The 26,438-nt window shown below is 59.1% G+C and carries 26 protein-coding genes; 15 read left to right on the forward strand and 11 right to left on the reverse strand.

Annotation, left to right across the window (positions count from 1 at the left end):
- Positions 1-24: 24 nt before the first annotated feature.
- Positions 25-1,788, reverse strand: coding sequence for a single-stranded-DNA-specific exonuclease RecJ (recJ, locus tag ACJ5NV_RS05420; protein ID WP_411642612.1), 1,764 nt, complete (start codon positions 1,786-1,788; stop codon positions 25-27).
- A gap of 30 nt (positions 1,789-1,818) precedes the next feature.
- A complete protein-coding gene (gene glpX, locus ACJ5NV_RS05425) occupies positions 1,819-2,784 on the reverse strand; it encodes a class II fructose-bisphosphatase (RefSeq protein WP_411642613.1) in 966 nt (321 codons plus the stop codon).
- Positions 2,785-2,936: 152 nt separating this feature from the next.
- Between glpX and ACJ5NV_RS05430 the strand changes: the two genes are divergently transcribed.
- Positions 2,937-3,230: an excalibur calcium-binding domain-containing protein gene (locus tag ACJ5NV_RS05430; protein WP_411642614.1), complete on the forward strand. Its 294-nt coding sequence runs from the start codon at positions 2,937-2,939 to the stop codon at positions 3,228-3,230.
- Here the strand turns inward: ACJ5NV_RS05430 and ACJ5NV_RS05435 are convergent.
- Entirely contained in the window at positions 3,227-4,513 is a 1,287-nt protein-coding gene (locus tag ACJ5NV_RS05435) for a homoserine dehydrogenase (protein ID WP_411642615.1), read from the reverse strand. The genes ACJ5NV_RS05430 and ACJ5NV_RS05435 overlap by 4 nt on opposite strands.
- Before the next feature lie 55 nt (positions 4,514-4,568).
- On the reverse strand, positions 4,569-4,802 hold the full coding sequence (locus ACJ5NV_RS05440) for a hypothetical protein (protein ID WP_411642616.1): 234 nt from the start codon (positions 4,800-4,802) through the stop codon (positions 4,569-4,571).
- An 88-nt stretch (positions 4,803-4,890) separates the two neighbouring features.
- Between ACJ5NV_RS05440 and ACJ5NV_RS05445 the strand changes: the two genes are divergently transcribed.
- Together ACJ5NV_RS05445 and ACJ5NV_RS05450 are read left to right on the forward strand one after the other, a co-directional pair.
- The gene (locus ACJ5NV_RS05445) at positions 4,891-5,478 is read left to right on the forward strand and encodes a TetR/AcrR family transcriptional regulator (protein WP_411642617.1); all 588 of its coding nucleotides are present in this window, start codon (positions 4,891-4,893) and stop codon (positions 5,476-5,478) included.
- A 28-nt stretch (positions 5,479-5,506) separates the two neighbouring features.
- Positions 5,507-5,989: a hypothetical protein gene (locus ACJ5NV_RS05450; protein WP_411642618.1), complete on the forward strand. Its 483-nt coding sequence runs from the start codon at positions 5,507-5,509 to the stop codon at positions 5,987-5,989.
- 2 nt (positions 5,990-5,991) lie between these two features.
- Here ACJ5NV_RS05450 and ACJ5NV_RS05455 read toward each other — a convergent pair whose 3' ends face one another.
- From ACJ5NV_RS05455 to ACJ5NV_RS05465, 3 genes are read right to left on the reverse strand one after another with little or no spacing between them, the layout of a single operon-like run.
- Entirely contained in the window at positions 5,992-6,600 is a 609-nt protein-coding gene (locus tag ACJ5NV_RS05455) for a TadE/TadG family type IV pilus assembly protein (RefSeq protein WP_411642619.1), read from the reverse strand.
- The gene (locus ACJ5NV_RS05460; RefSeq protein WP_411642620.1) at positions 6,597-7,184 is read right to left on the reverse strand and encodes a pilus assembly protein; all 588 of its coding nucleotides are present in this window, start codon (positions 7,182-7,184) and stop codon (positions 6,597-6,599) included. Before ACJ5NV_RS05460 ends, ACJ5NV_RS05455 begins: the two co-directional genes overlap by 4 nt.
- Positions 7,181-8,677, reverse strand: coding sequence for a pilus assembly protein TadG-related protein (locus tag ACJ5NV_RS05465; RefSeq protein WP_411642621.1), 1,497 nt, complete (start codon positions 8,675-8,677; stop codon positions 7,181-7,183). Before ACJ5NV_RS05465 ends, ACJ5NV_RS05460 begins: the two co-directional genes overlap by 4 nt.
- A gap of 357 nt (positions 8,678-9,034) precedes the next feature.
- Between ACJ5NV_RS05465 and ACJ5NV_RS05470 the strand changes: the two genes are divergently transcribed.
- The 4 genes from ACJ5NV_RS05470 (at position 9,035) to rpoD (ending at position 15,860) form a co-directional block, all read left to right on the forward strand.
- On the forward strand, positions 9,035-10,474 hold the full coding sequence (locus ACJ5NV_RS05470) for a Glu/Leu/Phe/Val family dehydrogenase (protein ID WP_411642622.1): 1,440 nt from the start codon (positions 9,035-9,037) through the stop codon (positions 10,472-10,474).
- A gap of 319 nt (positions 10,475-10,793) precedes the next feature.
- Positions 10,794-11,642, forward strand: coding sequence for a hypothetical protein (locus tag ACJ5NV_RS05475; protein ID WP_411642623.1), 849 nt, complete (start codon positions 10,794-10,796; stop codon positions 11,640-11,642).
- A gap of 131 nt (positions 11,643-11,773) precedes the next feature.
- A complete protein-coding gene (gene dnaG, locus ACJ5NV_RS05480) occupies positions 11,774-13,747 on the forward strand; it encodes a DNA primase (RefSeq protein WP_411642624.1) in 1,974 nt (657 codons plus the stop codon).
- Between the two features lie 130 nt (positions 13,748-13,877).
- A complete protein-coding gene (gene rpoD / locus ACJ5NV_RS05485; RefSeq protein WP_411642625.1) occupies positions 13,878-15,860 on the forward strand; it encodes an RNA polymerase sigma factor RpoD in 1,983 nt (660 codons plus the stop codon).
- A gap of 253 nt (positions 15,861-16,113) precedes the next feature.
- Here the strand turns inward: rpoD and ACJ5NV_RS05490 are convergent, their stop codons facing one another.
- Both ACJ5NV_RS05490 and ACJ5NV_RS05495 read right to left on the reverse strand, forming a co-directional pair.
- Positions 16,114-16,803, reverse strand: coding sequence for a nitroreductase family protein (locus ACJ5NV_RS05490; RefSeq protein WP_411642626.1), 690 nt, complete (start codon positions 16,801-16,803; stop codon positions 16,114-16,116).
- Positions 16,804-16,869: 66 nt separating this feature from the next.
- Entirely contained in the window at positions 16,870-17,727 is an 858-nt protein-coding gene (locus ACJ5NV_RS05495) for an SDR family oxidoreductase (protein ID WP_411642627.1), read from the reverse strand.
- 108 nt (positions 17,728-17,835) lie between these two features.
- Here ACJ5NV_RS05495 and ACJ5NV_RS05500 point away from each other — a divergent pair, with 108 nt between their 5' ends.
- From ACJ5NV_RS05500 to ribD, 6 genes are all read left to right on the forward strand, one after another.
- On the forward strand, positions 17,836-18,225 hold the full coding sequence (locus ACJ5NV_RS05500) for a winged helix-turn-helix transcriptional regulator (RefSeq protein WP_411642628.1): 390 nt from the start codon (positions 17,836-17,838) through the stop codon (positions 18,223-18,225).
- A gap of 93 nt (positions 18,226-18,318) precedes the next feature.
- Complete coding sequence (locus tag ACJ5NV_RS05505; protein WP_411642629.1) at positions 18,319-18,558, forward strand: hypothetical protein; 240 nt, start codon at positions 18,319-18,321, stop codon at positions 18,556-18,558.
- 307 nt (positions 18,559-18,865) lie between these two features.
- Positions 18,866-19,270 (forward strand): secondary thiamine-phosphate synthase enzyme YjbQ, encoded by a 405-nt coding sequence (locus tag ACJ5NV_RS05510; protein ID WP_411642630.1) that lies wholly within the window; start codon positions 18,866-18,868, stop codon positions 19,268-19,270.
- A gap of 70 nt (positions 19,271-19,340) precedes the next feature.
- A complete protein-coding gene (locus tag ACJ5NV_RS05515; protein ID WP_411642631.1) occupies positions 19,341-19,853 on the forward strand; it encodes a hypothetical protein in 513 nt (170 codons plus the stop codon).
- Between the two features lie 136 nt (positions 19,854-19,989).
- Positions 19,990-20,454 (forward strand): transcriptional regulator NrdR, encoded by a 465-nt coding sequence (gene nrdR, locus ACJ5NV_RS05520; protein ID WP_411642632.1) that lies wholly within the window; start codon positions 19,990-19,992, stop codon positions 20,452-20,454.
- Positions 20,451-21,536, forward strand: coding sequence for a bifunctional diaminohydroxyphosphoribosylaminopyrimidine deaminase/5-amino-6-(5-phosphoribosylamino)uracil reductase RibD (ribD, locus tag ACJ5NV_RS05525; RefSeq protein WP_411642633.1), 1,086 nt, complete (start codon positions 20,451-20,453; stop codon positions 21,534-21,536). The genes nrdR and ribD overlap by 4 nt, the downstream gene beginning before the upstream one ends.
- Before the next feature lie 10 nt (positions 21,537-21,546).
- Here the strand turns inward: ribD and ACJ5NV_RS05530 are convergent, their stop codons facing one another.
- Both ACJ5NV_RS05530 and ACJ5NV_RS05535 read right to left on the reverse strand, forming a co-directional pair.
- Positions 21,547-23,544, reverse strand: coding sequence for a capsular polysaccharide biosynthesis protein (locus ACJ5NV_RS05530; protein ID WP_411642634.1), 1,998 nt, complete (start codon positions 23,542-23,544; stop codon positions 21,547-21,549).
- Between the two features lie 9 nt (positions 23,545-23,553).
- Positions 23,554-24,840: a capsule biosynthesis protein gene (locus ACJ5NV_RS05535; protein ID WP_411642635.1), complete on the reverse strand. Its 1,287-nt coding sequence runs from the start codon at positions 24,838-24,840 to the stop codon at positions 23,554-23,556.
- 144 nt (positions 24,841-24,984) lie between these two features.
- Here ACJ5NV_RS05535 and ACJ5NV_RS05540 point away from each other — a divergent pair, with 144 nt between their 5' ends.
- Together ACJ5NV_RS05540 and ACJ5NV_RS05545 are read left to right on the forward strand one after the other, a co-directional pair.
- Positions 24,985-25,581 (forward strand): riboflavin synthase, encoded by a 597-nt coding sequence (locus ACJ5NV_RS05540; RefSeq protein ID WP_411642636.1) that lies wholly within the window; start codon positions 24,985-24,987, stop codon positions 25,579-25,581.
- Between the two features lie 83 nt (positions 25,582-25,664).
- Positions 25,665-26,432 carry a DeoR/GlpR family DNA-binding transcription regulator gene (locus ACJ5NV_RS05545; protein WP_411642637.1) on the forward strand — a complete coding sequence of 256 codons (768 nt, stop codon included), beginning with the start codon at positions 25,665-25,667 and terminating at the stop codon, positions 26,430-26,432.
- Positions 26,433-26,438 lie beyond the last annotated feature (6 nt).

The raw sequence follows: 26,438 nt of genomic DNA on the forward strand, positions 1-26,438 counted from the left end.
GCAAGAGCTTTTTACAGGATTTTTTCACTTTGCCGGAGCAGCGTCTTCCAGCCTTAATTGCACCGATTGCCGCCCCTGCCATGTGTTGATTTCCAACCGCCCGGCAAGGTGAAAGCGCGCGCCTTTATGGTTCATCAGCATTGGCCCCAGCGGCCCATCCATCGCCCCAAAGGCAATCCCGTCGATTCGACCACCCAGCCCGTCACCAAAGCTGATTTTCAGATGGTTTGCGCCCACTTGTTTGGCGAACTGGATCTGGCAGTCCGGAAAGGCAAAGCGTGGGGCAGGGGCGCCTGCCCCGAAGGGGCCTGCCGCCTCTAGCTGATTGATCAGCTCGATTGTCGCAGCGCCCGGCATCAAAAGCCCGTTCAGCTGTAAATCCGCAGGCCCGATATCAGCCGCACCTTGCTTGGCTAGCAAGTCGCCTAGCCGTGCCATCGCGGTATCCAGCCCATCGCGGGTCACTGTCAGCCCGGCGGCCATTTTATGTCCGCCGCCTTTGATCAGCAGCCCTTCGGAGGCGGTGCGCTGGATCGCTGCCCCCAAATCAATGCCGGATACGGACCGGCCAGAGCCTTTGCCTTCGTCCCCGTCCAACCCGATCACGATGGCGGGCCGGTTGGTGGCCTCTTTCAAACGCGCCGCGACGATTCCCACGACGCCGGGATGCCAGCCTTCGCCCGCCGCCCAGACCAACGGCCCGTCGACCCCGCGCGCGCTGGCCTGTTCCAGCGCCTGTTCGCGGACTTGTTCCTCTACTGCGCGGCGTTCGGTGTTTAATTGGTCGAGCCGTTCGGCAAAAGCCACAGCTTCGTGCTTGTCACTGGTGGAGAGCAGCCGCGCGCCCAAATCCGCCTTGCCGATCCGCCCGCCCGCATTGACCCGCGGTCCCAGCAAATAGCCAAGGTGATAGCTGCTCGGTGCCTGATCCAGCCCGGCCACATCGGCCAGTGCGGTCAGCCCAACGCGTTCCCGGCGTGCCATCACTGCCAGCCCTTGTCTGACAAAAGCGCGATTCACGCCGATTAGCGGGGCGACATCCGCCACAGTGGCAAGGGCGACCAAATCAAGCAGCCCCATCAGGTCCGGTGGCTTGCGGCCTGCCGCGCGCATTTGCCGGTTCGCCTCTACCAACATCAAAAACACGACCCCCGCCGCACAAAGATGCGCCAAATCACCGCTTTCATCCTGCCGGTTGGGGTTCACCACGGCCATCGCAGGCGGCAGAGTTTCTCCGCCCAAGTGGTGATCCAGCACGATGACATCAGCGCCTTTGGCCGCCGCAATCGGTCCGTGGGACAGCGTGCCGCAATCGACGCAGATGATCAGGTCATGATCACGGGCCAGTGCCGCCATCGCATCGTCATTCGGGCCATAGCCCTCATCGATCCGATCGGGAATATAAAGTGTCGCTGCCAGTCCAAGATCGCGCAGCCATGTGATCAGCAGCGCGGAAGAGGCGCCGCCATCCACATCGTAATCGCCGAAAACCGCAATTCTTTCGCGGGCTTCAACCGCGGCCAGAAAACGCGTCGCCGCCTTTTCCATATCGCGCAACACGCGCGGGTCAGGCAGCAGGTCCCGCAGAGTCGGGGCCAGAAATGCGGTGCTGTCTTCGGGGTTCACCCCCCGCCGCGCCAACGTGCGGCAAAGCGGGGCGGGCAGGCCGGTTTCCTGCGCCATCGCCTCGGCCAGACGGTCCTCTTCGACAGAGGGTCCGACCCAGCGCCGCCCGGTGGCAGAGCTGGCGACATTCAGAAAGGCGGGTTTGTCGAGTGAGAGTGTCATGGCGGCGCACATTAGGGGCGCCGCCCCGGTTTAGCCAGTGGGGTTGCGGTAAATCATCCGCCGGACGGATCCGGTTTTCGACCGCATCAGAATCGTTTCCGCCGTCACAAACCCCACCTCGCGCTTGATGCCGGGGACAAGGCTGCCATCGGTGACGCCTGTCGCGGCAAAGATAACATCGGCGGTCACCAGATCATCGCGGGTATAAACCCGATCAAAATTGGTGATCCCGGCCTTTTTAGCGCGGGCCTTTTCATCGCCATTGCGGAAAATCAGCCGCCCGTAGATTTGCCCGCCCATACACTTCAATGCAGCGGCGGCCAGTACACCTTCGGGCGCGCCACCTGACCCCATGTACATGTCGATCCCGGTCAAATCCGGTTCAGCGCAATGCATCACCCCGGCCACGTCGCCGTCAGTGATCAGCCGGATCGCAGCATCCGTGCCGCGGATTTCTTCGATCATGTCTTCATGCCGGGGCCGTTCGAGCACGCAAACCGTAATATCGCGGGTCGAACACCCTTTGGCCGCCGCCAGGGCAGAGACACGTTCGGCAGGCGACATTTCCAGCGTCACGACCCCGGGGCGAAAGCCGGGACCAACGGCAAGCTTGTCCATATACACATCCGGCGCATGCAGCATTGACCCGCGGGGGCCCATCGCGATCACCGCCAGCGCATTTGGCATGTCTTTGGCGGTCAGCGTCGTGCCTTCCAACGGATCAAGCGCGATATCGACACCGGGGCCGGTCCCTGTCCCGACCTCTTCGCCGATATACAGCATCGGGGCCTCGTCCCGTTCACCTTCGCCGATGACGACTACCCCGGCAATGTCGAGCCGATTCAACTGGGTTCGCATCGCATCAACAGCCGCCTGATCCGCCGCTTTTTCATCGCCGCGCCCGATCAGCGGGGCACAGGCGATGGCGGCAGCCTCTGACACGCGGGCCAGACCAAGTGAAAGTGCACGGTCATTGAAATCTATTGTTTGGGTCATGGGCTGTCCTTTGATCGGTTGCGGGACGTAAACCGGGTTGGTGTGACGATCACAAGACTGTTTGCGCTAAAGTATTGGAAATCAAAAAGGCGATTTGCTATTATCTCGTCACGTATTTGGGTTGTATTAAGATTATTTTAAGGAATACGCACATGCGTTTTTACAGTGCAATCCTTGCGATTCTGATGATGGCCACGCTGCCTGCGACCGGCCACGCACATGGTGGCGGGCTGAATAGCGACGGTTGCCACACCCAGCGCAGCACCGGTTCCTATCATTGTCACCGCAGCCAGACATCACGACTAACGTCGCCCGCGCCTGTCAGCGGGGCGTTTCGCAATTGCACAGCCGCGCGGGCTGCCGGGTATCGTAACATCCGGCGCGGCTCCTATGGCTACGGGACACATCTGGACCGCGATAATGATGGGATCGCCTGCGAAGGTTAAACAGCCTCGATCCGGATCGCGACCGGTGTGCCAGAAACAACACCGGTCGATTTGAAATCGGCCAGGGCTTCTTCCAATGCGGTACGGGTTGTCTTGTGGGTCACGATCAGAACAGGCGCGTTAGTGTCCTGATGGCCGTATTGGCGCATGCGGTCGATCGAAATTCCCGCCTCTCCCAGTGCATGGGCGATCTTGGCCAGCGCGCCGGGCTTATCGAGCAGTTCCATCCGCAAATAATAAGGGGCAGGGACCGCCGCCCGTGCAGCCCGCGCTTTGTGCAGGGTGGTGGCAGACTGACCGAATGTAGACATACGCATGCCACGCGCCACATCCATCACGTCTCCCATCACAGCGCTGGCTGTCGGACCTTCGCCAGCGCCGGGGCCGCGCAGGACAATCTGACTGACCGCGTCGCCTTCAAGCACGACCATATTGGTGCCGCCCTGCAACTGACCAAGCGGAGAGCTTTCCGGCACAAGGCAAGGCGACATGCGCTGTTCCAGCCCGCGTCCGGTCATCTGCGCAACGCCAAGCAGCTTGATCTTATAGCCCATGTCGGCGGCCTGACGAATATCGTCAATAGTGATCGACCCGATGCCTTCCAGCTCAACCGCGTCGAAATCAACCTGCGTGCCAAACGCGATAGAGGCTAGCAGCGCAAGCTTATGCCCTGCATCAATGCCGCCCACGTCAAGCTGGGGATCAGCTTCCAGATAGCCCAGTTGATTGGCCTCTTGAAAGACCGCCTCATAGCTCAGCCCGGCATCTTCCATGCGGGTCAGGATATAATTGCAGCTGCCATTCATTACGCCCATGATGCGGGTAATCTCGTTCCCGGCCAGCCCTTCAGTCAGGGCCTTGACCACTGGAATGCCCCCGGCCACAGCAGCCTCGAACCGGATAACGCGGCCTGCGGTTTCGGCCAGCTCGGCCAGTTCTTGGCCGTGGATGGCCAGCAACGCCTTATTGGCGGTAACAACATCCTTGCCCGCGTGCAGCGCGGCTTCGGTTGCGTCCTTGGCAGGGCCATCATGCCCGCCCATAACTTCGACAAACACATCCACATCATCGCGCCGGGCCAGTGCCACCGGGTCATCTTCCCAGGCATAGGCCGACAAATCGACGCCGCGATCTTTGGTGTGGGACCGGGCGGAAACGGCGGTAATCACCACCGGACGGCCCGCGCGCTTTTCCAGCAATGCGCCATGTTTTCGCAGGATGCGGACAACGCCCACACCCACAGTGCCCAGACCCGCTATCCCAAGGCGCAGTGGTTCAGTCATCAGGGTTCATCCATCCTTTGCCGTCATCTATCGCGGTACTAGCGAATAGGGCGGGTCACTGCAACGCGGCGATCTCAATCGCGCGCAGCCGGGCGGCGCGGGCCTGCAAGGCGGCGATACGCGCGCCCATCGGATCGTCGATGGTTTGCGGTTCAGCGGCCATGCCCGCAGGCAAAGGCGCCAGCGTCGGATAAGGCGCATCACGTGCAGCATCGCTGATCGTGCCGTCAAGGGCCGGGAACTCTGCACAGGCCGCAAGGGCAAGGCTGAAAAGGATCAGTATCCGCATACGGCAGACATTAACTGTCTGTTCCAGCGGGGGAAAGAGCGATCATCAGGGGTTTCCAAATGAACGCCTGTTCAGTTACATGCCGGTCATGGCACGCAAACAAGGCTCTCACTCCGATATTACCGGCCCCAAGGTTCAAGATACGGCCTTGCGGCTTATCGCGCAGCATGGCTATGCGGCGGTGTCCATGCGCCAGATCGCGGCCGAGGTCGGGGTGCAGGCCGGTGCGCTTTATAATTATACGTCAGACAAGCAAAGCCTGCTTTTCGATCTGATGCAGCGCCATATGCAAGACCTGCTGGATGCGTTACACAAGGCCGATCTGCAAGGCGACGCGCTGGCGCGGCTCGAAACGTTCACCCGCTTCCATATCCGGTTCCATCTGCCTCGCTCCGATCAGGTGTTCGTGTCCTATATGGAACTGCGCAACCTCGACCCGGAAAATTTTGCCGCGATCGAGGCAATGCGCCGTCGCTACGAAGACGCGCTTGAAAGCATTTTGCGCGATGGCGAGGTCGAAGGTATTTTTCACGTGCCCGATACGCGGGTCACCACGATGGCGCTGATTGCAATGTTGACCGGGCTCAGCCATTGGTATCGCGAAGGTGGCCGACTGGCCATGAACACGATCGAAACGATCTATTGGGATCTGGTGCGCAAGGCGGTCACCGCCTGATATCACTGTCCGGAAAGGACCTGAGCGGATGACATTTCAACCGGATGAAAACGGGATCTATGCCATTGTGGCAGCTTCACCAGCGCGGCGCATCTTCGGCTGCGCGGTGCTGCTGCTGCTCGGAGGGCTGTTGCTCTATGTTGCATTGGCCAGCCCACCCAGCGCCGGATGGCTGATATTCATGCTGGTCTTCGGTCTTGGGGCACTATGGCTGGCTGAAATGGTCCGGCGCACAGGGCTAGGGCACGTCGAATTGACGGCAACAGAATTACGCGACAGCCACGGCCGGGTTCTCGCGCGTATGGAAGACATCGCACGGGTAGAGCGGGGGGCATTCGCCTTTCTCAAACCCTCCAACGGATTCACCCTGCGCCTGAAAGCACCAAAGCCCCGGGCTTGGGCACCGGGGCTTTGGTGGCGGTTGGGTCGCCGTGTGGGTGTCGGCGGGATTACATCCGCAGGTCAGGCAAAGTTCATGGCCGAACAAATCGCCTTCCGACTGGAAAGCTAAGTTCAGTCCGGATCACATTGAGGCGGATTTCCATCTTCATAATCAAAGCACACATTGGCGAATCGTGGGCGGATCACAGTGAAATTTGTGAATTCATGGCCGTCTAGGTTCGTTGTGACAAAAGGGCCAATACCTACTTCGAAGGGCGCCCGATATTTCATACGGGTTTCAACCAAAAACGCCCTGTCATTCGACGCCATAACAGGAAGCTGATCACTCAGCGCCTGTAGGCTTGCATCGTCGTGACCATCTGAATATCCGCCAGCAGTTTCCGACCAGATCATGGAGTGAACTTTACTTTCTCCATCATGGTCATAGGCGAAGTAGGTGACCCTGATGTCGGGGTCGTTATCGGCTTCAGCAAGAACCTGAAGCAACTCGTGGACCGCATCAATATAATCATAATTAATGGGATCTTCCTCGCGGCTAACCATATCAGCAATCGTCAAAGATGCGCGATTGCTGATCGCCTCGGCCCTGAAAATATCGAAATATACCAAGGTGGACATAAGCGCCCAAACAAGAATTGGTACAACGAGGAGGAGTTCGATCGAGATACTGCCCTCTTCCGTATTGCGAAACCGTATCAGTAAGTCGGATATCATTTTCATGTCTCGTCATCCTCTTGATAGGGTTCCACGACGAATGCTGATGTCGTTACCAAAGCATAGGATCCACCTGCAGCACCTCCGGCATTTTGCGTGGCAATGGCGGTTCCAAGTAAGGCAAGCGGCCCAATCATAAGTGGATCGAAACGTGCGCAGACCTTAATGATCATGAGTTCGTTATTACCGCCGGGCTGGAAGTTCGTAACCGGGTTCGACACCTCTCTGCGGTCAACGCAACTATACGAAGCATCAATTGCGTCCCAGTCTCGTAAATCACGGCGGATCATTTCAAGCTGCAACTGATTGACACAATTGGGGATGATGCTGGCTCTTTTACAAATCGCGTCCCGCAGTTCGTCACCTTTTATTTCTTGTGTCAGACGTCCGATCCGAACGTCCCGCACGGTAAGGTCAACCCCGCGCTCCAACATGACATGCCGCAGTGACAGCATGCCATTTTCATATGTCATGAGAAAGAACATCATAAACATGGGAAACACGAGTACGAATTCGAGCGTCGCGTTGCCGCATTCATCCTTGCGAAAGTTTCGCGCAAGGTCACGCAATTTGCGCATGTAGTCGATCATAGGCTCAGCCTCAGGTCAGTGATCTGGTCGGCAATTTGTCCGAAAATCGTATCAAGTGCCTTACCTTCCGTTTCATAATAACGCCCCGGTGAAGCACACTCTTCCATTTCATCCTCTCCGTGGCCAGTCGCACCCATAGCGATGGTAAAGACCGTAATATTTGCGTCTCTGGCTTGTTTGCAGATGGCCTGCAGCCTCTGGTCGGCCTGATTTGCTGTATAGCCAGTGTGGGTATAGTCGTTGAGCCTTGTATTGTTTCTGTATCGAGCCCAGTGATTGAAGTTGTCGTTGCCCCACTGCAACCTTTCGGCGGCTGTGTTGTACCGGTTTGCGTTGAGCCGGCGTCCGGCAACGTTTTCGCCGTCTGTCATAAGCACCAGATACTTAACTGTCGTTGCTTCGTTTTCCGGCGCTATATACTCTGACGGTCGCGATCCAGCGAATGCTGCATCTACAGATGGAACGCCGCTAAGAAGATCTCTCATCGAGGGGTCCAAAAGCGAGACTCCCCATTTTGCACCCATATGGATAGCGGTATATGTCCGTGGGCTGAGCTCCTTGATCGCGTCCGTTAGAGTGGTGGCGTTTTGGCTCAGGGGGATGATCCCTTCATAAGATTCTTTCGGGCAACTTGGCTCGAGAACGCCAGAGTAACGCTCATTCGTGTAGTAATCGAAGTATTCAACTTGCTCGTATTCACGGGAAGTATTGAATACGGTAGTTTCGTATTCCCACGGTTCAAAGTCCACGCAGCGCGCAGGATTGTCAAAGGACGCAACCACACGACCGCGCCGGTCTAAATCCTCCAATAGAGTGGGGCCGGTATTGAGTGCTGCAAAGAGTTCGTCCCCAATACTCACGTTGGCAGAATATGTGACAAGTGAAATCGAGACTTGATCCTTGTATTCAGGCTGCAGCAAATCTTCGACGAAGCCTGACGCAGCCTCGCGAAGTAACTCATATTTGCGCTTGCCGCCGGTACCATCTACCTTGTCATTCATTGACCCCGAGATATCGAGCACCAAAGAAATTTCGATGTTCCCGGCACCCTCAATGGCTTGAGCAGCTGCAGGGGCATCAAGCTCGTCAATGCCAATCAGTCTTAAGTAGAACGTATTCAGGTTTAGGCTCGATTCGACTGAAACAGACCGAGAGCCAACGACATCAACCACACCCGGTGTGCCGATAATAGTTCCATCAAACCCGGCCTTGTCAAAATAGTCGACAACAACATCAGCCGGCGCGAGGTCTTGGTCCAGTTCCGCAGCTGCGAGCACGGCCCGGTCGGCAACGCTTTGCAGAGCAACGCGGCGGGATTCGAATCGCATAAAGTCAACGGCCATGCCGCCCAAGACTAACATGACAACCAGAAGCAACAGCGTCAGCACAATTAGACCGCCATCTTCTTCCTGCCGGAACCGGCGTATGAAGTTCACCCAACACGCGCGCCGTCCGGCGGCATCATAGCGACTGATAGATTGCACATATCTCATAGCAGCATTCCCGACCATTTTGTTCCCCCATACCCATAATCATTGCGATCATGACCTCATTACTCTTAATCAATCATCATAGTCATTTCGCTGTGGCGAAATTTGGGCGCTCTGGCGGTGTTTCGCTTAGCGCCTTATCTGCTCTCGCCACATTGCGGGGGTTCGCTCTTGACTGTGCGCATTCGCGAAACAAAGCTAGGCAGGTCAAATCACTGGCAAAGGCTAACCGTGCGGGAAATTTTACTTTTTTAGCGTTGCTGCCCGCTTTTTAGACGCTTTTTGCCGAATCGGCGTTAGAACGAGGGCGCGAGCGTCTGCCGCAGACAATCCTGATTCCGGTATCAAGAAGGAAAAGTGATGACATCCCAACAGCCTGTTAAGGAACCCAGCTTTCGTGAATCCGTCGATATCATGTTCAACCGGGCCGTGGCCTTGATGGACCTCAGCCCGGGGCTGGAGGAAAAGATCAGGGTCTGTAACGCAACCTATACGGTTCGCTTTGGGGTGCGACTGCGCGGCGGGATACATACGTTCACCGGCTATCGTTCGGTCCATTCCGAACATATGGAACCGGTCAAAGGCGGTATTCGGTATGCCATCGGCGTCCATCAGGATGAGGTAGAAGCGCTGGCCGCACTCATGAGCTACAAATGCGCGCTGGTCGAAGCACCGTTTGGCGGATCCAAGGGCGGACTGCGTATCGACCCACGCGAATGGAACGAGCATGAGCTGGAACAGATTACCCGCCGTTTCGCTTATGAGTTGATCAAGCGCGACCTGATCAATCCGGCACAGAACGTGCCTGCCCCTGACATGGGCACGGGCGAACGCGAAATGGCCTGGATGGCCGACCAATACAAGCGGATGAACACCACAGACATCAACGGGGCTGCCTGTGTCACGGGCAAACCGCCCCATGCAGGCGGCATCGCTGGCCGGGTCGAGGCAACCGGCCGTGGCGTGCAATACGCGTTGCGTGAATTTTTTCGCCACCCAGAAGATGTGGCCGTCACCGGGCTGACCGCCGGTCTTTCAGGCAAGCGGATCATCGTGCAGGGCTTGGGGAATGTGGGCTATCACGCCGCGAAATTCCTGTCCGAAGAAGACGGCGCGCTGATCACAGGGATCATTGAACGGGACGGGGCGATCTATAACGACAAGGGTCTCGACGTCGAAGCGGTGCATGCATGGATCGCCAAACACGGGGGCGTGGCCAGCTTTCCTGATGGGCACCATCAGCCTGATGGGGCCGCACTGCTCGAAGCGGAATGCGACATCCTGATCCCGGCTGCGCTGGAAGGTGTGATCAACATGCAAAACGCGGCCCGTGTTCAGGCCCCGCTGATTGTCGAAGCAGCGAATGGTCCGGTCACCGCCGGCGCAGATGAAATTCTGCGGGACAAGGGCTGCGTGATCATCCCCGACATGTATGCCAATGCGGGCGGTGTGACCGTGTCCTATTTCGAATGGGTCAAGAACCTGAGCCATATCCGCTTTGGCCGGATGCAGCGGCGACAGGAAGAAGCGCGGCACCAGCTGGTCGTCGATGAACTGGAGCGGCTGTCTTCGGACAAAGGGCTGGGCTGGTCGCTGTCACCAAATTTCAAAGACAAATACCTGCGCGGCGCGGACGAGCTTGAACTGGTCCGTTCCGGGCTGGATGACACGATGCGAGCGGCCTATCAGGCGATGCGGACCGTCTGGCACGGGCGCGAAGACGTACATGACCTGCGCACGGCGGCCTATCTGGTCTCGATCCAGCGGGTTGCCGAAAGCTATCGCGCCAAGGGACTCTGACACCCGCGCAAGGGCGAGATACTATTCCCCAACGACAGGAGGCCGCGACAAAACTGCGCGGCCTCCTTTTTTTAACCCGAATGCGGGAATAAACACACCTCTCCGGACGTTACTGAAGAGAAGCGGTTGCTTCACCCAGTTCAGTCAGTGACCCGCGCCCAGAGCGCAATATTCCGGAGGCCCGATCACATATGCCCATTGCTTTCTCTGCGCCCCTTGTGCGCAAGCGCCGCCTTGTCCGGCACGTTATCGCAAGCGCAAAGCCATGAAGGTTTGTATGTTCAGGCCGCGCAATCGTGTCGCGGGTCAGGCGCAGTTCATGACAATCAGCCAGACAGAAGCGCTACAGCAGCTTCAAGAAATGCGTGAATATCAACAACTCAAGCAGCTCATCGGCAATCACATCAATGAGGTGGTTGAAAGCTTTGATGGCTTTATGCAGCAAAGTTTACACCGCGGTATCTATCACCCGACGGCTCCGGGCCTGCGTATCAAAGTAAGTCAGCAGTATGGCAAGGAGAGTGATCTGGATCCATACCGCGATATATTGAAACTGGAACGGCAGGCTTTGCTAAAGATGCGCAGCGAAATCTCCGAGGTTTGGCAATTGGCGAATGATGGACGCTTGCATGCCAGATTGCAGCAAGAGCATCTGGCCCCCGAAGACTATGGCGCATCCGCGAGAGATAGCGATCTTGAAAAGTCAGTCAAATGGGCCTTTAGCCGGGGCAAAGATAACCCGGACGCGACCGTCGCGCATCGGATTCGTCAAACCCTGCGTTACGCAGTGCTGCATCTTGATCTGCGTGATATGGCCACTGCCGATTACCTGCACGTCAATTTGGTAGATCAAAACAGCCTCCCGCCCTATCGCAGGCATCATCCGGGTGTCGGATATTGCAGCACGGGGGGTGGGCGCGCAATGCAGGACGCCATGGAAGTCCTGTCTCAGGGATTTGCCGTAAAGGCGTGTAGTGGCGCAAACATGTGGGATGATCTTGCGTGCTTTTTATTGGGCGCGCATATACGCGCGCAGCCCTATAGCGACGGCAATAAGCGTGTCGCGCGCGCGCTTTACGCCGCCGCGCTGCTCAAGGGCGACCGCCCCTTCTGTGTTCCTAATCGGAACTTGGAAGTGACGCTTATGGGCGCGCACTTTGTGAAATAAAAGGCAAAGGCGCCTGCACAAACAAAACCGGCGGTGATCAGCATCGCCGTCCGGTGCGTCGATCACATTCTCTGCGCATATGCCACGTCCCGCATGGCAATGGCACGCCGCATGTAATAGAAACTGTCCCCATGAGTCTGCCCCCCGGTTTCCTTGATGAACTACGCACACGACTGTCCCTTGGGCAAGTTGTCGGGCGCAAGGTCATGTGGGATCAGCGCAAGTCGAATCAGGGCAAGGGCGATCTCTGGGCCTCATGCCCGTTCCATCAGGAAAAGTCCGCCAGCTTCCACGTCGATGATCGCAAGGGGTTCTACTATTGCTTTGGCTGCCACGCCAAAGGCGATGCGATATCCTTTGTGCGCGAAACAGAGAATGTGGATTTCATGGAGGCGGTCAAGATACTGGCTGCCGAGGCCGGGATGCCGATCCCCGAACGCGACCCGCAGGCACAGCAAAAGGCCGATCACCGGACACAGCTGATCGACGTGATGGAACAGGCGGTGCAATGGCACCGGCTGCAATTGCAAACCGGCGGCGCGGCAGAGGCGCGCGATTATCTGGCCCGGCGCGGCCTGTCGCCCGAAGCGCAGACGCGTTGGGAAATCGGCTTTGCCCCGACCAATGGTGGGGTCCTGTCCCATCTGACGGGCAAAGGGGTCGCGCAGAAATTGGTCGTGGATGCCGGGCTGGCCGCAGAAAGCGACCGGGGCGGCGCCCCGTATGACCGGTTCCGGGGGCGCATCATGTTCCCGATCCGCGATGCACGCGGGCGGGCCATTGGCTTTGGTGGCCGGGCGATGGACCCGAACCACCCGGCAAAATATTATAACTCACCCGAAACCGCGCTGTTCGACAAAGGGCGCAGCCTGTTCAACCATGGCCCTGCGCGCGAGGCAGCAGGCAAGGGCAAGCCGTTGATCGTCGCCGAAGGCTACATGGATGTGATCGCGCTGGCAGAGGCAGGGTTCACCGCCACCGTCGCCCCGCTGGGCACCGCGATCACCGAAGATCAACTGCGGCTGCTGTGGCGGGTGGCGGATGAACCGATCATCGCGCTTGATGGCGACACGGCAGGGCTGCGGGCCGCGATGCGGGTGATTGATATCGCGCTGCCACTGCTCGAGGCAGGCAAATCCTTACGCTTTGCGCTGATGCCCGAAGGGCTGGACCCCGACGATCTGATCAAGGCCCAAGGGGCAGGGGCGATGCAAAAACTGCTCGATGCCGCGATCCCGATGGTGCAGCTGCTTTGGCGGCGCGAAACAGAGGGCAAGGTTTTTGACAGCCCCGAACGCAGGGCGGCACTCGACAAAGCATTGCGCGAGAAAATCAAACTGATCGCCGACCCGTCGATCCGCAATCACTATGGTGAGGCGATCAAAGACCTGCGCTGGGCCTTGTTCAAAGGGGCAAAACCTGCGGCACGACGGGGCGCAGAGGCACATCGGCGCTGGACACCCGGCAAACAGGACCCGTGGAAGCGCGAGATTGCACCAGTCGCAGGCAGCAAAATGTCGGCGCTGGGGGCAGGGGCTATGGATGAAGATCACATGCGCGAGGCGGTGATCCTTGCCACGCTGATCACCGTGCCGGCACTGGCATCGGAATTCGAAACGGCGATCGAACAGATGGAATGCCATGATCCCACCTATCGCGACATCCATGCCAGCCTTCTGCGCCATTTTGGCACAATGGCGCTGCATGACGCGATCCGGGGCGATCTGGGCGAAATGCCCCTTGAAAAGCTCTTTGGTCAAAGCCATGTAGCCATCAGCCCCGCGCTGCGCAGGCCGGGGGAGACTGAAATCGCGCGCCTTTGCCTTGCCGAAGAATTTGCCAAGCTTACTGCCCGTCGCGGTCACGCGCGCGAGATCGAAGACGCCGTCGAAGATCTCAGCGGTGTGGCAGATGAAGGTCTGACATGGCGGTTGGCGCAAGCATCGGCCGCATTGGACCGGGCCGGGCGCGGCGACAACGAAGACAGGGCTGAATATGAACTGGGTGACAACGGTGCGCGGATGAAGAAAGACGAGTTGAGCGCCTTTGATCAACTGCTGAGTCAGATCGACTTTGCCAAGGGCGCGCGGCGTCCTAAATCCTGATCTAGGCCACAGTCTTTAAGAATAAGGCGTAACCTGCTTGCGAATCACCGGAATGCGCGGTTGATTCGCCTCTAACCGAATCGGCCGAATCATACCGGCTGCAAGACATTGCTTCAGAAAGGGCCCCTGCATGGCTGCCAAGGATACCGAAGATCGCAAGGATGCAGACCAGGACGGTGATATCAGCCTTGATATGAGCCAGGCCGCGGTCAAAAAGATGATCGGTGAGGCACGGGAACGCGGCTACATCACATATGACCAGCTGAACGCGGTTCTGCCGCCGGATCAGGTGTCCTCTGACCAAATCGAAGACGTGATGTCGATGCTGTCCGAAATGGGCATTCAGGTCACCGAAGAAGAAGAATCAGAAGAAGCCGAAGACGACAACAAAGGCGGCACCGAGGTCGCGACCATCGCCGGGTCCCGCGATGTGACCATCGGCGGTGCCGAGGCTGAAAAACTCGACCGCACCGATGACCCGGTCCGCATGTATCTGCGCGAAATGGGCTCTGTCGAACTGCTCAGCCGCGAGGGCGAAATCGCCATCGCCAAGCGGATCGAGGCTGGTCGTAACACAATGATCCTCGGGCTTTGCGAAAGCCCGCTGACCTTTCAGGCGATCACCATCTGGCGCGACGAATTGCTGTCAGAGGATATCTTGCTTCGCGATGTAATCGACCTTGAAACCACTTTCGGCAATCAGCTGGGCGAAGACGGGGAGGAACCAGTCGTCGCCCCTGTCGCCGATGCGGCCCCCGCCGAAAAGCAGGAGACACAGGAACTCGACGCCGACGGCAATCCGATTGCCAAGGAAGATGACGACGACGAAGATGATCAGGCGAACATGTCGCTCGCCGCGATGGAAGCCGCGCTGAAACCGCGCGTGCTGGAAACGCTCGAAATCATCGCCCGCGACTTTTCCCTGCTGTCAGACATGCAAGACGCACGTATGTCCGCCACCCTGAACGAGGATTCGTCATTCTCTGAAAAGGAAGAGAAACGATACCAGCAACTGCGCTCTGAAATCGTGCAACTGGTGAACTCGCTGCACCTGCACAACAACCGGATCGAAGCGCTGATCGACCAGCTTTACGGCATCAACCGCCGGATCATGTCCATCGACTCTGCCATGGTCAAACTCGCCGATCAGGCCCGGATCAACCGCCGCGAATTCATCGAAGCCTATCGCGGGCGCGAGCTGGACCCGAACTGGCTGGAAGACATGTCCGCGAAATCCGGTCGCGGCTGGCAGATGATGGTCGAAAAATCGACTGGCAAGATCGAAGAACTACGCGGCGACATGGCCCAGGTCGGCCAATATGTTGGCGTGGACATCACCGAATTCCGCCGCATCGTACAGCAGGTCCAAAAGGGCGAAAAAGAAGCGCGGCAGGCCAAAAAAGAAATGGTGGAGGCGAACCTGCGTCTCGTCATCTCCATCGCCAAGAAATACACCAACCGTGGCCTGCAATTCCTCGACCTTATTCAGGAAGGGAACATCGGCCTGATGAAGGCCGTGGATAAGTTCGAATATCGCCGCGGTTATAAATTCTCGACCTACGCCACTTGGTGGATCAGGCAGGCGATCACCCGGTCGATTGCCGATCAGGCCCGCACGATCCGTATTCCGGTGCATATGATTGAAACGATCAACAAACTGGTCCGCACCGGTCGCCAGATGCTGCATGAAATCGGCCGCGAACCCACGCCCGAGGAATTGGCAGAAAAGCTGCAAATGCCTTTGGAAAAGGTCCGCAAGGTGATGAAAATCGCCAAGGAACCAATTTCACTGGAAACCCCCATCGGGGACGAGGAAGACAGCCAGCTTGGCGACTTCATCGAAGACAAAAACGCGATCTTGCCGCTGGATTCCGCCATTCAGGAAAACCTGAAGGAAACCACCACGCGGGTACTGGCCTCACTGACGCCACGCGAAGAACGCGTGCTGCGCATGCGTTTCGGCATCGGCATGAACACCGACCACACGCTCGAAGAGGTCGGCCAGCAGTTCAGCGTCACCCGCGAACGGATCCGCCAGATCGAAGCAAAAGCACTGCGGAAGCTCAAGCACCCCAGCCGAAGCCGGAAACTGCGGAGTTTCTTGGATCAGTAATCATAAAGGCGCCTCCGGAAACGGGGGCGTTTTTTGTTTGAGTTTTCAAGCCTAAACTTGCGTGTTTATTGGCCGACACCCCGTGTCGGTCAGCGCCCGACCCTCCCCCCGGGAGGGCGCATTTCATGCCCCCTGCGCTATCGCGCGCTACGGCCTCAATCGCTCCACCGGAGCGATTGCAAGACGGCCTTCGCCCCAGGGTCGGGCGCTGACCTTTGCAGATGTTGGGGCAGCAGAGGGATATCGACCTCTCTCAATAAAACTGCGCAATCTTCTCCAGCGGCTTCTTCATCTTCGCCACCTCCGGTACAGTCGCATTCGCCGCCGTGTGACCCACGGTCAGGATCATCACAGGTTTCTCTGATGCGGGTCGGTCCAGCGCATCGTTCAGGAACTTCATCGGGTTCGGTGTGTGGGTCAAGCAGGACAGGCCCGCATGATGCAGCGCCGCAATCAGAAAACCGGTAGCGATGCCGACACTTTCAGGCACGTAGTAATTCTTGTAGCGGGTGCCATCATCAAACTCCCCCCAGCGCTGGGCAAAGATCACGATCAGCCAAGGGGCGGTGGTCAGATGCGGCTTGGACGCATCGGTGCCAATCGGTTCCAGCGCCTTGATCCATTCATCACTCGCCCCGCCGTCATAGAACTTCTGCTCTTCCGCCTCGGCCTCTGCCCGGATGCGCGCCTTAAGCGAAGGATCAGAAACCGCCGCAAAGAACCAAGGCTGATGGTTCGCCCCGGATGGGGCACCGCCCGCCGTCAGCAGACAGTGTTCAATAATCGCGCGCGGCACGGGACGGTCCGAGAAGTCACGGATCGAATGGCGCTGCGCCATGAAGGTGCGAAAATCCTGCGCGCGGGCTGCGGCCTCTGCATCGGTCAGTGCCACCCGGTTGGGCAGTGGCATGGCCTTGTATGATATCTTTTCCTTGGCAAACATCGCCACCTCCTCCTGTTTGCGCGCAACAAATCAGCAATCCGGCGGCGATGAAAGCGTAAAGGCGCGCTAGCTTGCCAGCGCCTGTTTGACCGTCTCTGAAATCGGCGTGACCGGACGACCGATCAGGCGCGACAGGGTTTTGCTATCGTCATACAGCGCGCCATCTGCCGCCCTTGCATCGCTGTCTGCCAGAATACCGGCAAAGGCCGGGGGCAGGCCCGCGTCTTGCAGCGCTGCGGCGAATGCCGATTCCGGCATGTCGGTATAGGCCACGGGCTTGCCCGCCGCCGCCGAGACCACCTGCGCATAATCCGCCAGGGTGATCCCGGTATCGCCAGCCAATTCCAGCACCGCACCATCATGCCCGCCCGCCAACACGATTGCCGCCGCCTCTGCGTAATCCGCGCGCGGTGCGACGGACAAGCGGCCCGCCCCGGCCGCGCCAAAATGCTGACCCAGCGCCAGATCCTGCGCCAGAGTCATTGTCAGGTTCTCTGAATACCAGCCGTTGCGCAGAAACGTGTAGGGAATGCCGCTGGCCTGTATCGTTTCTTCGGTGATCTTGTGCTCGGCGGCCAGCGCCATTGGCGACGCCTGGGCATTCAGGATCGAGGTATAGGCGATAAAGCCAACGCCCGCGTCTTGTGCTGCGCTGACCGCATTGCCGTGCTGGCGTACCCGTTCACCCACGGCGGACGAGGAAATCAGCAAAAGCCGGTCCACCCCGTCAAAGGCCGCGCGCAGGCTGTCGCGGTCGTCGTAATCGCCCTTGCGGGTCGCGAGGCCCTTGGCGGCATAGGTTGCGGCGGCTTCATCACTGCGCACCAATGCGACGATCTCGGCGGCAGGCACATGGGCTGCCAGTGCATCCACCACCAGCGCGCCCAATTGACCAGAGGCTCCTGTGACCATGTATGTTGTCATCTTCGTGTCCTTTTAGTTTCGAATCGAATATAGGTCTCAGATAGAGACCTGATCCGATCCGCGTAAGGAGGCAGGTTTTTGTGCAAAGGTAACATAAGGGGAACCACCATGCGGGATGGTAGGATGGATCGGCTGGCGCAATGGCAGGCACAAGGCTTTGATCCGGGCAACTGCCCGGTACGCATGGTGCTGGATCATGTGGCCGCGAAATGGACCTCGCTGATCCTGCTGGAACTTGCCCGTGGGCCACAGCGGTTCAACGCGCTGGGCCGTGCTTTACCCGATATTTCCAAGCGGATGCTGACCCAATCCCTGCGTGATCTGGAACGTGACGGGATGGTCACGCGCACCGTCTACGACACAAAACCGCCCAGCGTGGAATACGCACTGACCGCCATTGGACATTCATTTATGGGGCCGTTCGGACAGCTGCTCGACTGGGCGGAAAAGCACTTTTCGCCAATTCAAGAGGCGCGCGATGTTTTTGATGCCAACTGACTGTGCAGCGGCGCGCAAGTCAGAGGGCTATTTTGCAGATTGATTGGGAACTTTGCGTGGCCATATGCGTTTGCATGCAAGGAGAACACGATCATGACCCACAAGACAACGCTTGCAGCACTGCTCGCTTTCGTGGCTTTCGCCACCACCGCGCAAGGCTACGCCACCCTGCCAGTTGAAACGATTGCTGATATGGTCAGCAATGAGCAGCAAATCACACCAGATAGCGGTATCTGCATCATGCCACTTGATCGCAATCTCGCCGCGATCGCGCCGACTCCATCCACGCCTGAAAGCGCAACAGGCGAAGTTCAGGCCTGCCTCAGCAGCTGATCTGTTTTTACACTTTCATAACCTTCTACGCCTATCCGTCGTGACACACGCAAACGTGAAAATGGTTATGAAATGGTAAAGATGTACAGCGCCCTCTCGGCGTTCTTGATGGGTTGTATTGTCCCGGAGGCTGGACATACCTATGCTGTCCAGCCCGGTAGTCTTTTCCAAAATACGAAAATCCTGACCGTGCCAGACAGGCCAACTTGCCTGCCACCATATCTGGCACGGGAATATGGTGTACCTGCAAAGCAGGCACAGCAGGCCAAGGCTTGCGTCAGCCGGTAAGACCGCGCAAAAACGGCGCATGCAAACCCGTTTCCAGATTTCGACGCGCGGCCCCGGCCTTTATGAATTCACCCGCGATGTGGCGGATTGGGTGCAAGGCACCGGTCTGTTGACACTATTCATTCAGCACACATCGGCCAGTCTGGTCATTCAGGAAAACGCCGATCCAGAGGTGCGCAGCGATCTGCAAAACTTCTTTGCCCGGTTGGTGCCATCAACCACCGACCCGTCAATGGTCTATCTGACCCATACCTACGAAGGCCCCGACGACATGCCCGCCCATATCAAGGCGGCGCTGCTGCCAACGCATCTTAGTATCCCGGTGACAGAAGGGCGTCTGGCGCTCGGCACTTGGCAGGGGATTTATCTTTTTGAACACAGGGACAACCCGCATCAGCGGACTGTGATTGCGCATCTGGGGTGATCAGCCTTGCCTGCGCTACGGCCCGCCGATACCAAAGGGGTGGTTCGCAATTAATTGGGAAGTGGCGCAAATGCTGGCACGGGCAACATTGTTTTTACTGGGTATGACTTCTGCGGCGCAAGCTGCCTGCGACGCTGGCGAACAGACATTCATGTCCTGTCAGATTGCAGGGGACGACAGGCTGCTGTCGGTGTGCTTCGATGAGGCCACGGCCCACTATAGCTTTGGCCCCGCAGGCAAACCGGAACTGACGCTGGACGAACCGATCACCACGCTACACTACACCCCGTGGCCCGGCGTTGGCCGTGCCATCTGGGAAAGCGTCACCTTTCACAACGACGCCTACAGCTACACCGTTGCGGGCGGTTTCGACCGTATGTTCGATGATGAAAGTGACGCTGATGATGTGTCCCGCCATTTCGGAAACGTCACCGTGCGCCGCGGTGAAACAATCGTGGCAGAGCTGCAGTGTGACCCTGAAACTGTAGATTTCGCGTGGGGCGAAGGCTTATGGTCCGCCAAGCAGGCGGCTGATCAGGAATGGGACCGGGCCGCGCAAAGATGGGTCACCGTCCCCGACTGAAGGGGGGGTCACGTCCCATGATCTAGCGGCGCAAATTGACCTCTACCCAAAACCTATCCGCCTGCATATAGTATCTGTGGATAACTGGGGGGCAGGCACAATGCATAGACCCCGAAATGATAGATAAGGACGATAAATGCGGTGCCCCTTTTGCGGAAATGTTGACACCCAGGTAAAGGATTCTCGCCCGGCAGAAGACCACGCTGCGATCCGTCGCCGTCGCTTCTGCCCGGCCTGCGGGGGGCGGTTTACGACCTATGAACGGGTGCAGCTGCGCGATCTGGTAGTGATCAAGACCAATGGGCGGCGCGAAGATTTTGATCGGCCCAAATTGGAACGCTCAATCCGCATCGCCCTGCAAAAACGCCCTGTCGCACCCGAACGGATAGATCAGATGATCAGCGGCATCGTGCGGCGTCTGGAAAGCATGGGCGAAACCGATATCCCCTCTGGCACAATCGGCGAGATCGTGATGGAAAGCCTCGCCCGGATCGACACTGTCGCCTATGTGCGCTTTGCCAGCGTCTACAAAAACTTCCAGGCCGCTGATGATTTCGACAAATTCGTCAGCGAACTGCGCCCCGACGTCCCGGAAGAGTGAGCAGCACCAGTGACGCCCGCTTCATGGCGCTCGCCCTGTCACTGGGGCGGCGCGGCATGGGCCGTGTCTGGCCAAATCCGGCGGTGGGCTGTGTCATCGTCAAGGACGGCCAGATCGTCGGGCGCGGCTGGACAGCGGACGGCGGGCGGCCCCATGCGGAAACAGGCGCGCTCGCGCAGGCCGGTGGCCGCGCGTGCGGTGCCACCGCCTATGTCACGCTGGAACCCTGCGCGCATCACGGCCAGACCCCGCCTTGTGCGGCGGCCTTGATCAACGCCCGCGTGGCACGGGTTGTGGTGGCCATCGGCGACCCGGACAGCCGCGTGGCGGGGCGGGGCCTTACGATGTTGCGCGATGCGGGGATCACTGTGGACATTGGCATCCTTCAGGACGCCGCCGCGCGGGATCACGCAGGTTTCCTGCTGAACCGGTCGCAAAACCGCCCCTTTGTCACGCTAAAGCTCGCTAGCACTTTGGACGGGCGCATCGCCACCGCATCCGGCGAAAGCCAATGGATCACCGGCCCCGCCGCCCGGCAAGCGGTGCACGCAATGCGCGCGCGCCACGATGCAGTCATGGTGGGTGCCGGAACGGTCCGGGCCGATGATCCATCGCTGACGGCGCGCGGCATGGGCGATGTGCCGCAGCCGGTGCGCGTCGTGATTTCGCGGGGCATGAAAATCCCCGAGACATCACAACTGGCCCGCACCGCGCGCGATGTGCCGGTCTGGCTTTGCCACGGGCAGGGGGCAGATGTGGATCGCTGGACCAATCAGGGGGCTGTCAGCTTGCCTTGTGCAACGACGGCGGGGCAGGTCGACCCGCACGCGGCCTTGCGGGCGCTGGCAGACAAAGGGATTACCCGCGTCTTCTGCGAAGGGGGCGGCATGCTCGCCGCCTCGCTGCTCACGGCGGATCTTGTCGATGCGCTGGTGGTGTTCTCTGCGGGCATGGCCATCGGGGCCGAAGGCACCCCGTCACTCGCCGCAATGGGCATTGACCGATTGACGAATGCGCCACGTTTCCGGCTAGACAGCTTGCGGCAGGTTGGCGACGATGTGATGCAATGCTGGGGACGCTAGCGGACACGCGCTACCGCCACAAAAACGCATAGCTCGCAAACAGCCCCTGCAATTTCGCCACCAGCCGGTTCATCCGCCCCGGCGCGGGAATGTCATCATGCTCCAGCCGATCCACGATCACCTCTGCCGGGCAGGGCAGGCCGGTCACGGGATCGAAATAGCGGGGATAATCAATCAGACAGGCATGCACCAGCGCGGTCAAATCAGGGCGTGCCACACGGCGGGTGATCGGCATCGCACGATCATCGGTCAGCCCCCAACCCGCATAAAAAGGCGAGCCAAGACAAACCACCCGCTTTCCGCGCAACAGCGCCTCGAACCCAAGCAGTGAAGTCATCGTCCAAACCTCATCCACCGCCTCGATCGCGGCAACAGGGTCAGCCCCAGTCAATATCACATCCGCAAAGGCATCCGCATCCGGCACGGCACCCGGACGCAACCCTGCTTCCACATCCGGATGCGGTTTATACAGGACAATAGCCGCCGGATTGGCCGCACGCACCGCCTCAAGCAAGGCGCGATTGGTCTTCACCGCCTCTGTGCCCAACCGGATCGCCGCATCATCCTCCACCTGTCCGGGCACCAGAATACGGCGGCCCTTGGGCACGTCCGGCAGCGGCACACGATCCGATAGATTGTATTTCGACAGGCGGGCATCGGTGATCTGTGCGATCAACGCGGTGGCACGGGCACGTGCGCCGCTTTCCAGATCGCCACTCGCATTGATCAACCCTTCCAAACGGCTCGGGCGGGTCGCATCGTAATAAATACCTTCATCATCCAGCACGAGACTCAGCGGTGCGATCAGATCAGCCCCCAACCCGCGGGATCGTATAAACCCGTCCTCGACCAACACCGCATCATGCGCGCCGGTGCCGCCCCAGCGCATCAGAGGCCGCCCCGTGGCCTTTGCCTTGGCGAAGGCACCGCTGTCAGCCATGAATTGCACTTTGTTATACGCCCCGAAAAACCGCTGCAGCGGCGCGCGTTTCCACAGGCGCATATCGGCGGCAACCCAGCCCGCATGATCATCGCGCCAGGCACGGGCCATTACGTTCATCGTGGCGGCGGCCTCTTCAAAAGAACAAACCCGATCATGATAGGGGTCATACCACGTAGGATAACGGATCATCGCCGCTGCAAACAGTTGCGCGCGAGTCAGCTTGCGCTGGCGGCGTTGTAAGGGCGCGCGGTCATCGGTCAGCCCCCATCCCATGTAAAACGGCTGCCCAAAAATCACCGGCTTATGCCCCGCCAAAATCGCCTCAAACCCTAGCTGCGAACTGACCGTGTAAACGGCAATCGCCCCTTCAAACAGCACCCAAGGTGACATCGGGGCGGTGCTGATACTGATCAGATCATCAGCATCATCCGGCCCGAAATAACTGTCGCGGTGACCTGCGACGCTTTCAGGATGGGTCTTGATTACAATCCGCGCACCGGGATGTTCGGTGCGGGCATAAAACAACATCTCGCGGAACGTATTGCTGTCGGCCCCGCTGGCGCGAATTGATGCATCCTTGCGGGATTGGTCGATCAGCAGCACGTAGCCCGGCGCGGGGGCGGGCAGGGTCGGATCGAACGCATTGTATTTCGACAGATGGCCTGCACGCAGCGCAGCGATCCCAGCCCGCGCCCGGTCCAGCAGGACCGTATCGTCCAGCGGATCCTCGGCCAGCATCACTTCCAGATCAGACGGCATAGCAGGGTCGAAATGCACACCGCGCCGGTCAATATTCAGTCCGATCGGCGGATCACCATCGCGGCCCAGCCGGACAGAGCGCAGGAATGTATCCTCCACCCGCACCACAGGGGCATCGCGGCGGGCGGCAACAGCTTCGCCCCGCGGGGCGGTGGGGCTTTGGCCCCAAACACCTACCAGATCACCATCGCCCGGGGCGCCCAGCCGGATATCAAATCCGGCCAGATCAAGAATGCGCCGCACCCGCCCTTGGGTTAGAAACCCACCATTATAAACATAGAGCTGTGCGCGTCGCCGATCATTCATGCGCGCACGCTATGCGATGCCCCGCAGCTTGACCAGAGTACCCGATCGCCGGCCCTCCGGCTTGGTCAAAAGCGCGTCATAGGGGTCTGGCTCAGCCAGCATCATATCCACGATATGGCGCAACAACTGCCGCCGGCCCTTGCGCGAATAATACCCCCCCGGCACCTGGCTGGTTTCCAGCAAAAACTGCCGATATGCGCGATACGCCTGCGCATCCGGGCGTCCGGGCCGGGCGAAGAAATCGGACAGCGCCTGCTGCGAGACGAATTCAGGCTTGTCATAGACCGATGCGCCGAATGTCTTCAGCGGGATGCCGCGCCATAGGACCTGCTGCGCTGCGGTAGAGTTCACGGTCACGGCAGACCGGGCCTCATCCAGCAAATGCGCCAGCTTGCCACCCGGCACATAATGCACCCGCCCGGCAATGCCATGTGCACGGGCAAAGTCAGCGATCAAGCGACGCAGGGGCGACTGACCATTTTCCAGCGGGTGCGCCTTGAAAACAAGATGATGATGACGGGGCGCACCTTTGGCAAAGCCTGCAATCACCGGCTCAAGGAAATCCGCGATACTATTAAACGGGGAATGGACCTGAAAACTCGCATCATGTTCCAACTGCAACAGCGCCAGATGATAAGGAAAGCTGCCCGCCTTGATCCGGCCTGTGGTCCAGGCCCGTTCCAGCGCCACATAGGGCATCAACGCAAGGCGTTTGGTATAAAGAGCGGCCTCCTTGCGGACCGATAGGGCTCGGTGCGGGCGAAACCCGGCATAGCGTCGGTTTCGAAACATGACGAACCAGTGATAAAGGGCACCGTAGAAAATATGCTGGCGCATATCACCCCAATGGGCCGGGGGGGTGGGCATGTCGATTTCGGACCGGGCGAGCCTGTCACGCATATCCGCCACCGAAAAATCCATCAGGCGGGAATAGCCATTGCTGCCGCCGCGTTCATAGGTGACCCAATAGGGACGCAGATAGCCTTCTTCGAAGATATGCACCCGCAAACCCAGATCTTTGGCTTGGCGAACGGCCTCTGCATGGATCGGGCGGGTATCGCCATAAAGCACGATATCCGTGATCTGGCGTTCCCGCAAAATCTCTGCCAGCGTGGCCTGCCATGCTTCAGGTGGCCCGTGATAGGGGATATATCCTGAAAGACCACGCCAGAAAGCGGCGTCGCCTGCGTTGAAACCCACGCGATGAATTTTCGCTCCTGCCAAGCATAGCTTTTGGCCAAGATGACGAAAGAAGGGACCATGAGGCCCCTGTAGAAACAAATAGTGTCCGGACATACCGGATACTCCTGAAACCATTTACACTTACAAACTGTTAACGACGTTATACTGCTCAATCTTAGCGCGCATTTGCAAGGGTTTTCGCCTTGAAAGCTGTATTTTCAATCGGTAAGCCGATTATACACAGGCAGGAGAGCAACAGTGTTCACGGGCATCATCACTGACATCGGGCGAATCGCTTCACTTGATCAGCGCGGGGATTTACGCGCGCGAATCACGACAGACTATGATGTGACCGGCATTGATATTGGGGCATCCATCGCCTGCAACGGGGTCTGCCTGACCGTGGTCGCGCTGGGCAGCGACCCGGAAAACTGGTTCGACGTGGACATTTCTGCCGAAACTCTGGACAAGACCAATCTGGGCGGCTGGGCCACCGGCAAGCGCATCAATCTGGAACGGGCGCTGCGCGTCGGGGATGAGCTTGGCGGGCATATCGTTTCGGGCCACGTCGATGGCGTGGCAGAGGTGGTGGGCATCGCAGATGACGGCGACAGCACCCGCGTCACCTTTCGCGCGCCCGATGATCTGGCAAAGTTCATCGCACCCAAAGGCTCCGTCGCGCTTAACGGCACCTCGCTTACCGTGAACGCGGTGGATGGCTGCGATTTCGGGATCAACTTCATCCCGCACACCAAAACGGCCACCACATGGGGCGATGTGGTGCTGGGCGATACCGTCAATCTGGAAATCGACACAATGGCCCGCTACGTCGCACGGCTGCGCGAATACGGTTAAGCAGCGTCGCAAGGCCACGCGTGCTTGACGGCATGAATTTGCAGGATTATGCATGATCTTGCAGCTTTATGCAGGATGCCGCAATGGACCTCAATATCCCGGAAATCCGCCAGTCGCTGCTGGCCGACCGGTTGCGGGCGGGGCAGCAGATCGTGGCGCAGGACGTGGCGGCGGAATTTGGGATCTCGGTCGATACAATTCGGAGGGATATTCTGGCGCTCGCCGCCATCGGGCAGGCACACCGGGTCCGGGGCGGTGCCGTGCCCCCCGCAGCCCCGCTGCACGTCCGGCAAAGGGACAGCGCGCCTGTTGACACCGCGCTTGTCGCCCTTGTGACTACTCATATTGACGATGCGCCCACACTGTTGCTGGACGGGGGCACTACGGTGCTTGCGCTGGTGCCCGCGCTGACCGTCAGGCCGGATCGGCTGGTGATCACCCCGTCGCCTTGGGTGGCGATTGCCTGTCAGGAACGGGGGATCGGGGTTTTCCTGCTCGGCGGCACGCTCAGCGCGCGGGGCGGGATCGCCACCGGTGCGGCAGCCCTTCGCGAGGTTGATGGGATTGCCGCAGATATCGCCGTGCTCGGTGCCTGCGGGCTGGACGCGGGCTTTGGCCTCAGCAGCGATGACCACGCAGAGGCGTTGATGAAACAGGCGATGCAACACGCCGCCGCGCAGACCATAGTGGTCACCGATGCGCAAAAACTCGGACGCAAAGCGCGGCATCACACGCTGCACCTACATCAGATCGACCATATTTTCACCAACACGCGTGGCGACCACTCCGCCGCGCTTGCCGCCGCCGGGGCGCAGATCAGCGCGCCGGACCACCCGCATCACCGAAGTTGAGATCAC

Source organism: Loktanella agnita (assembly GCF_046640325.1).
GTDB classification, from domain to species: Bacteria; Pseudomonadota; Alphaproteobacteria; order Rhodobacterales; family Rhodobacteraceae; genus Yoonia; species Yoonia agnita.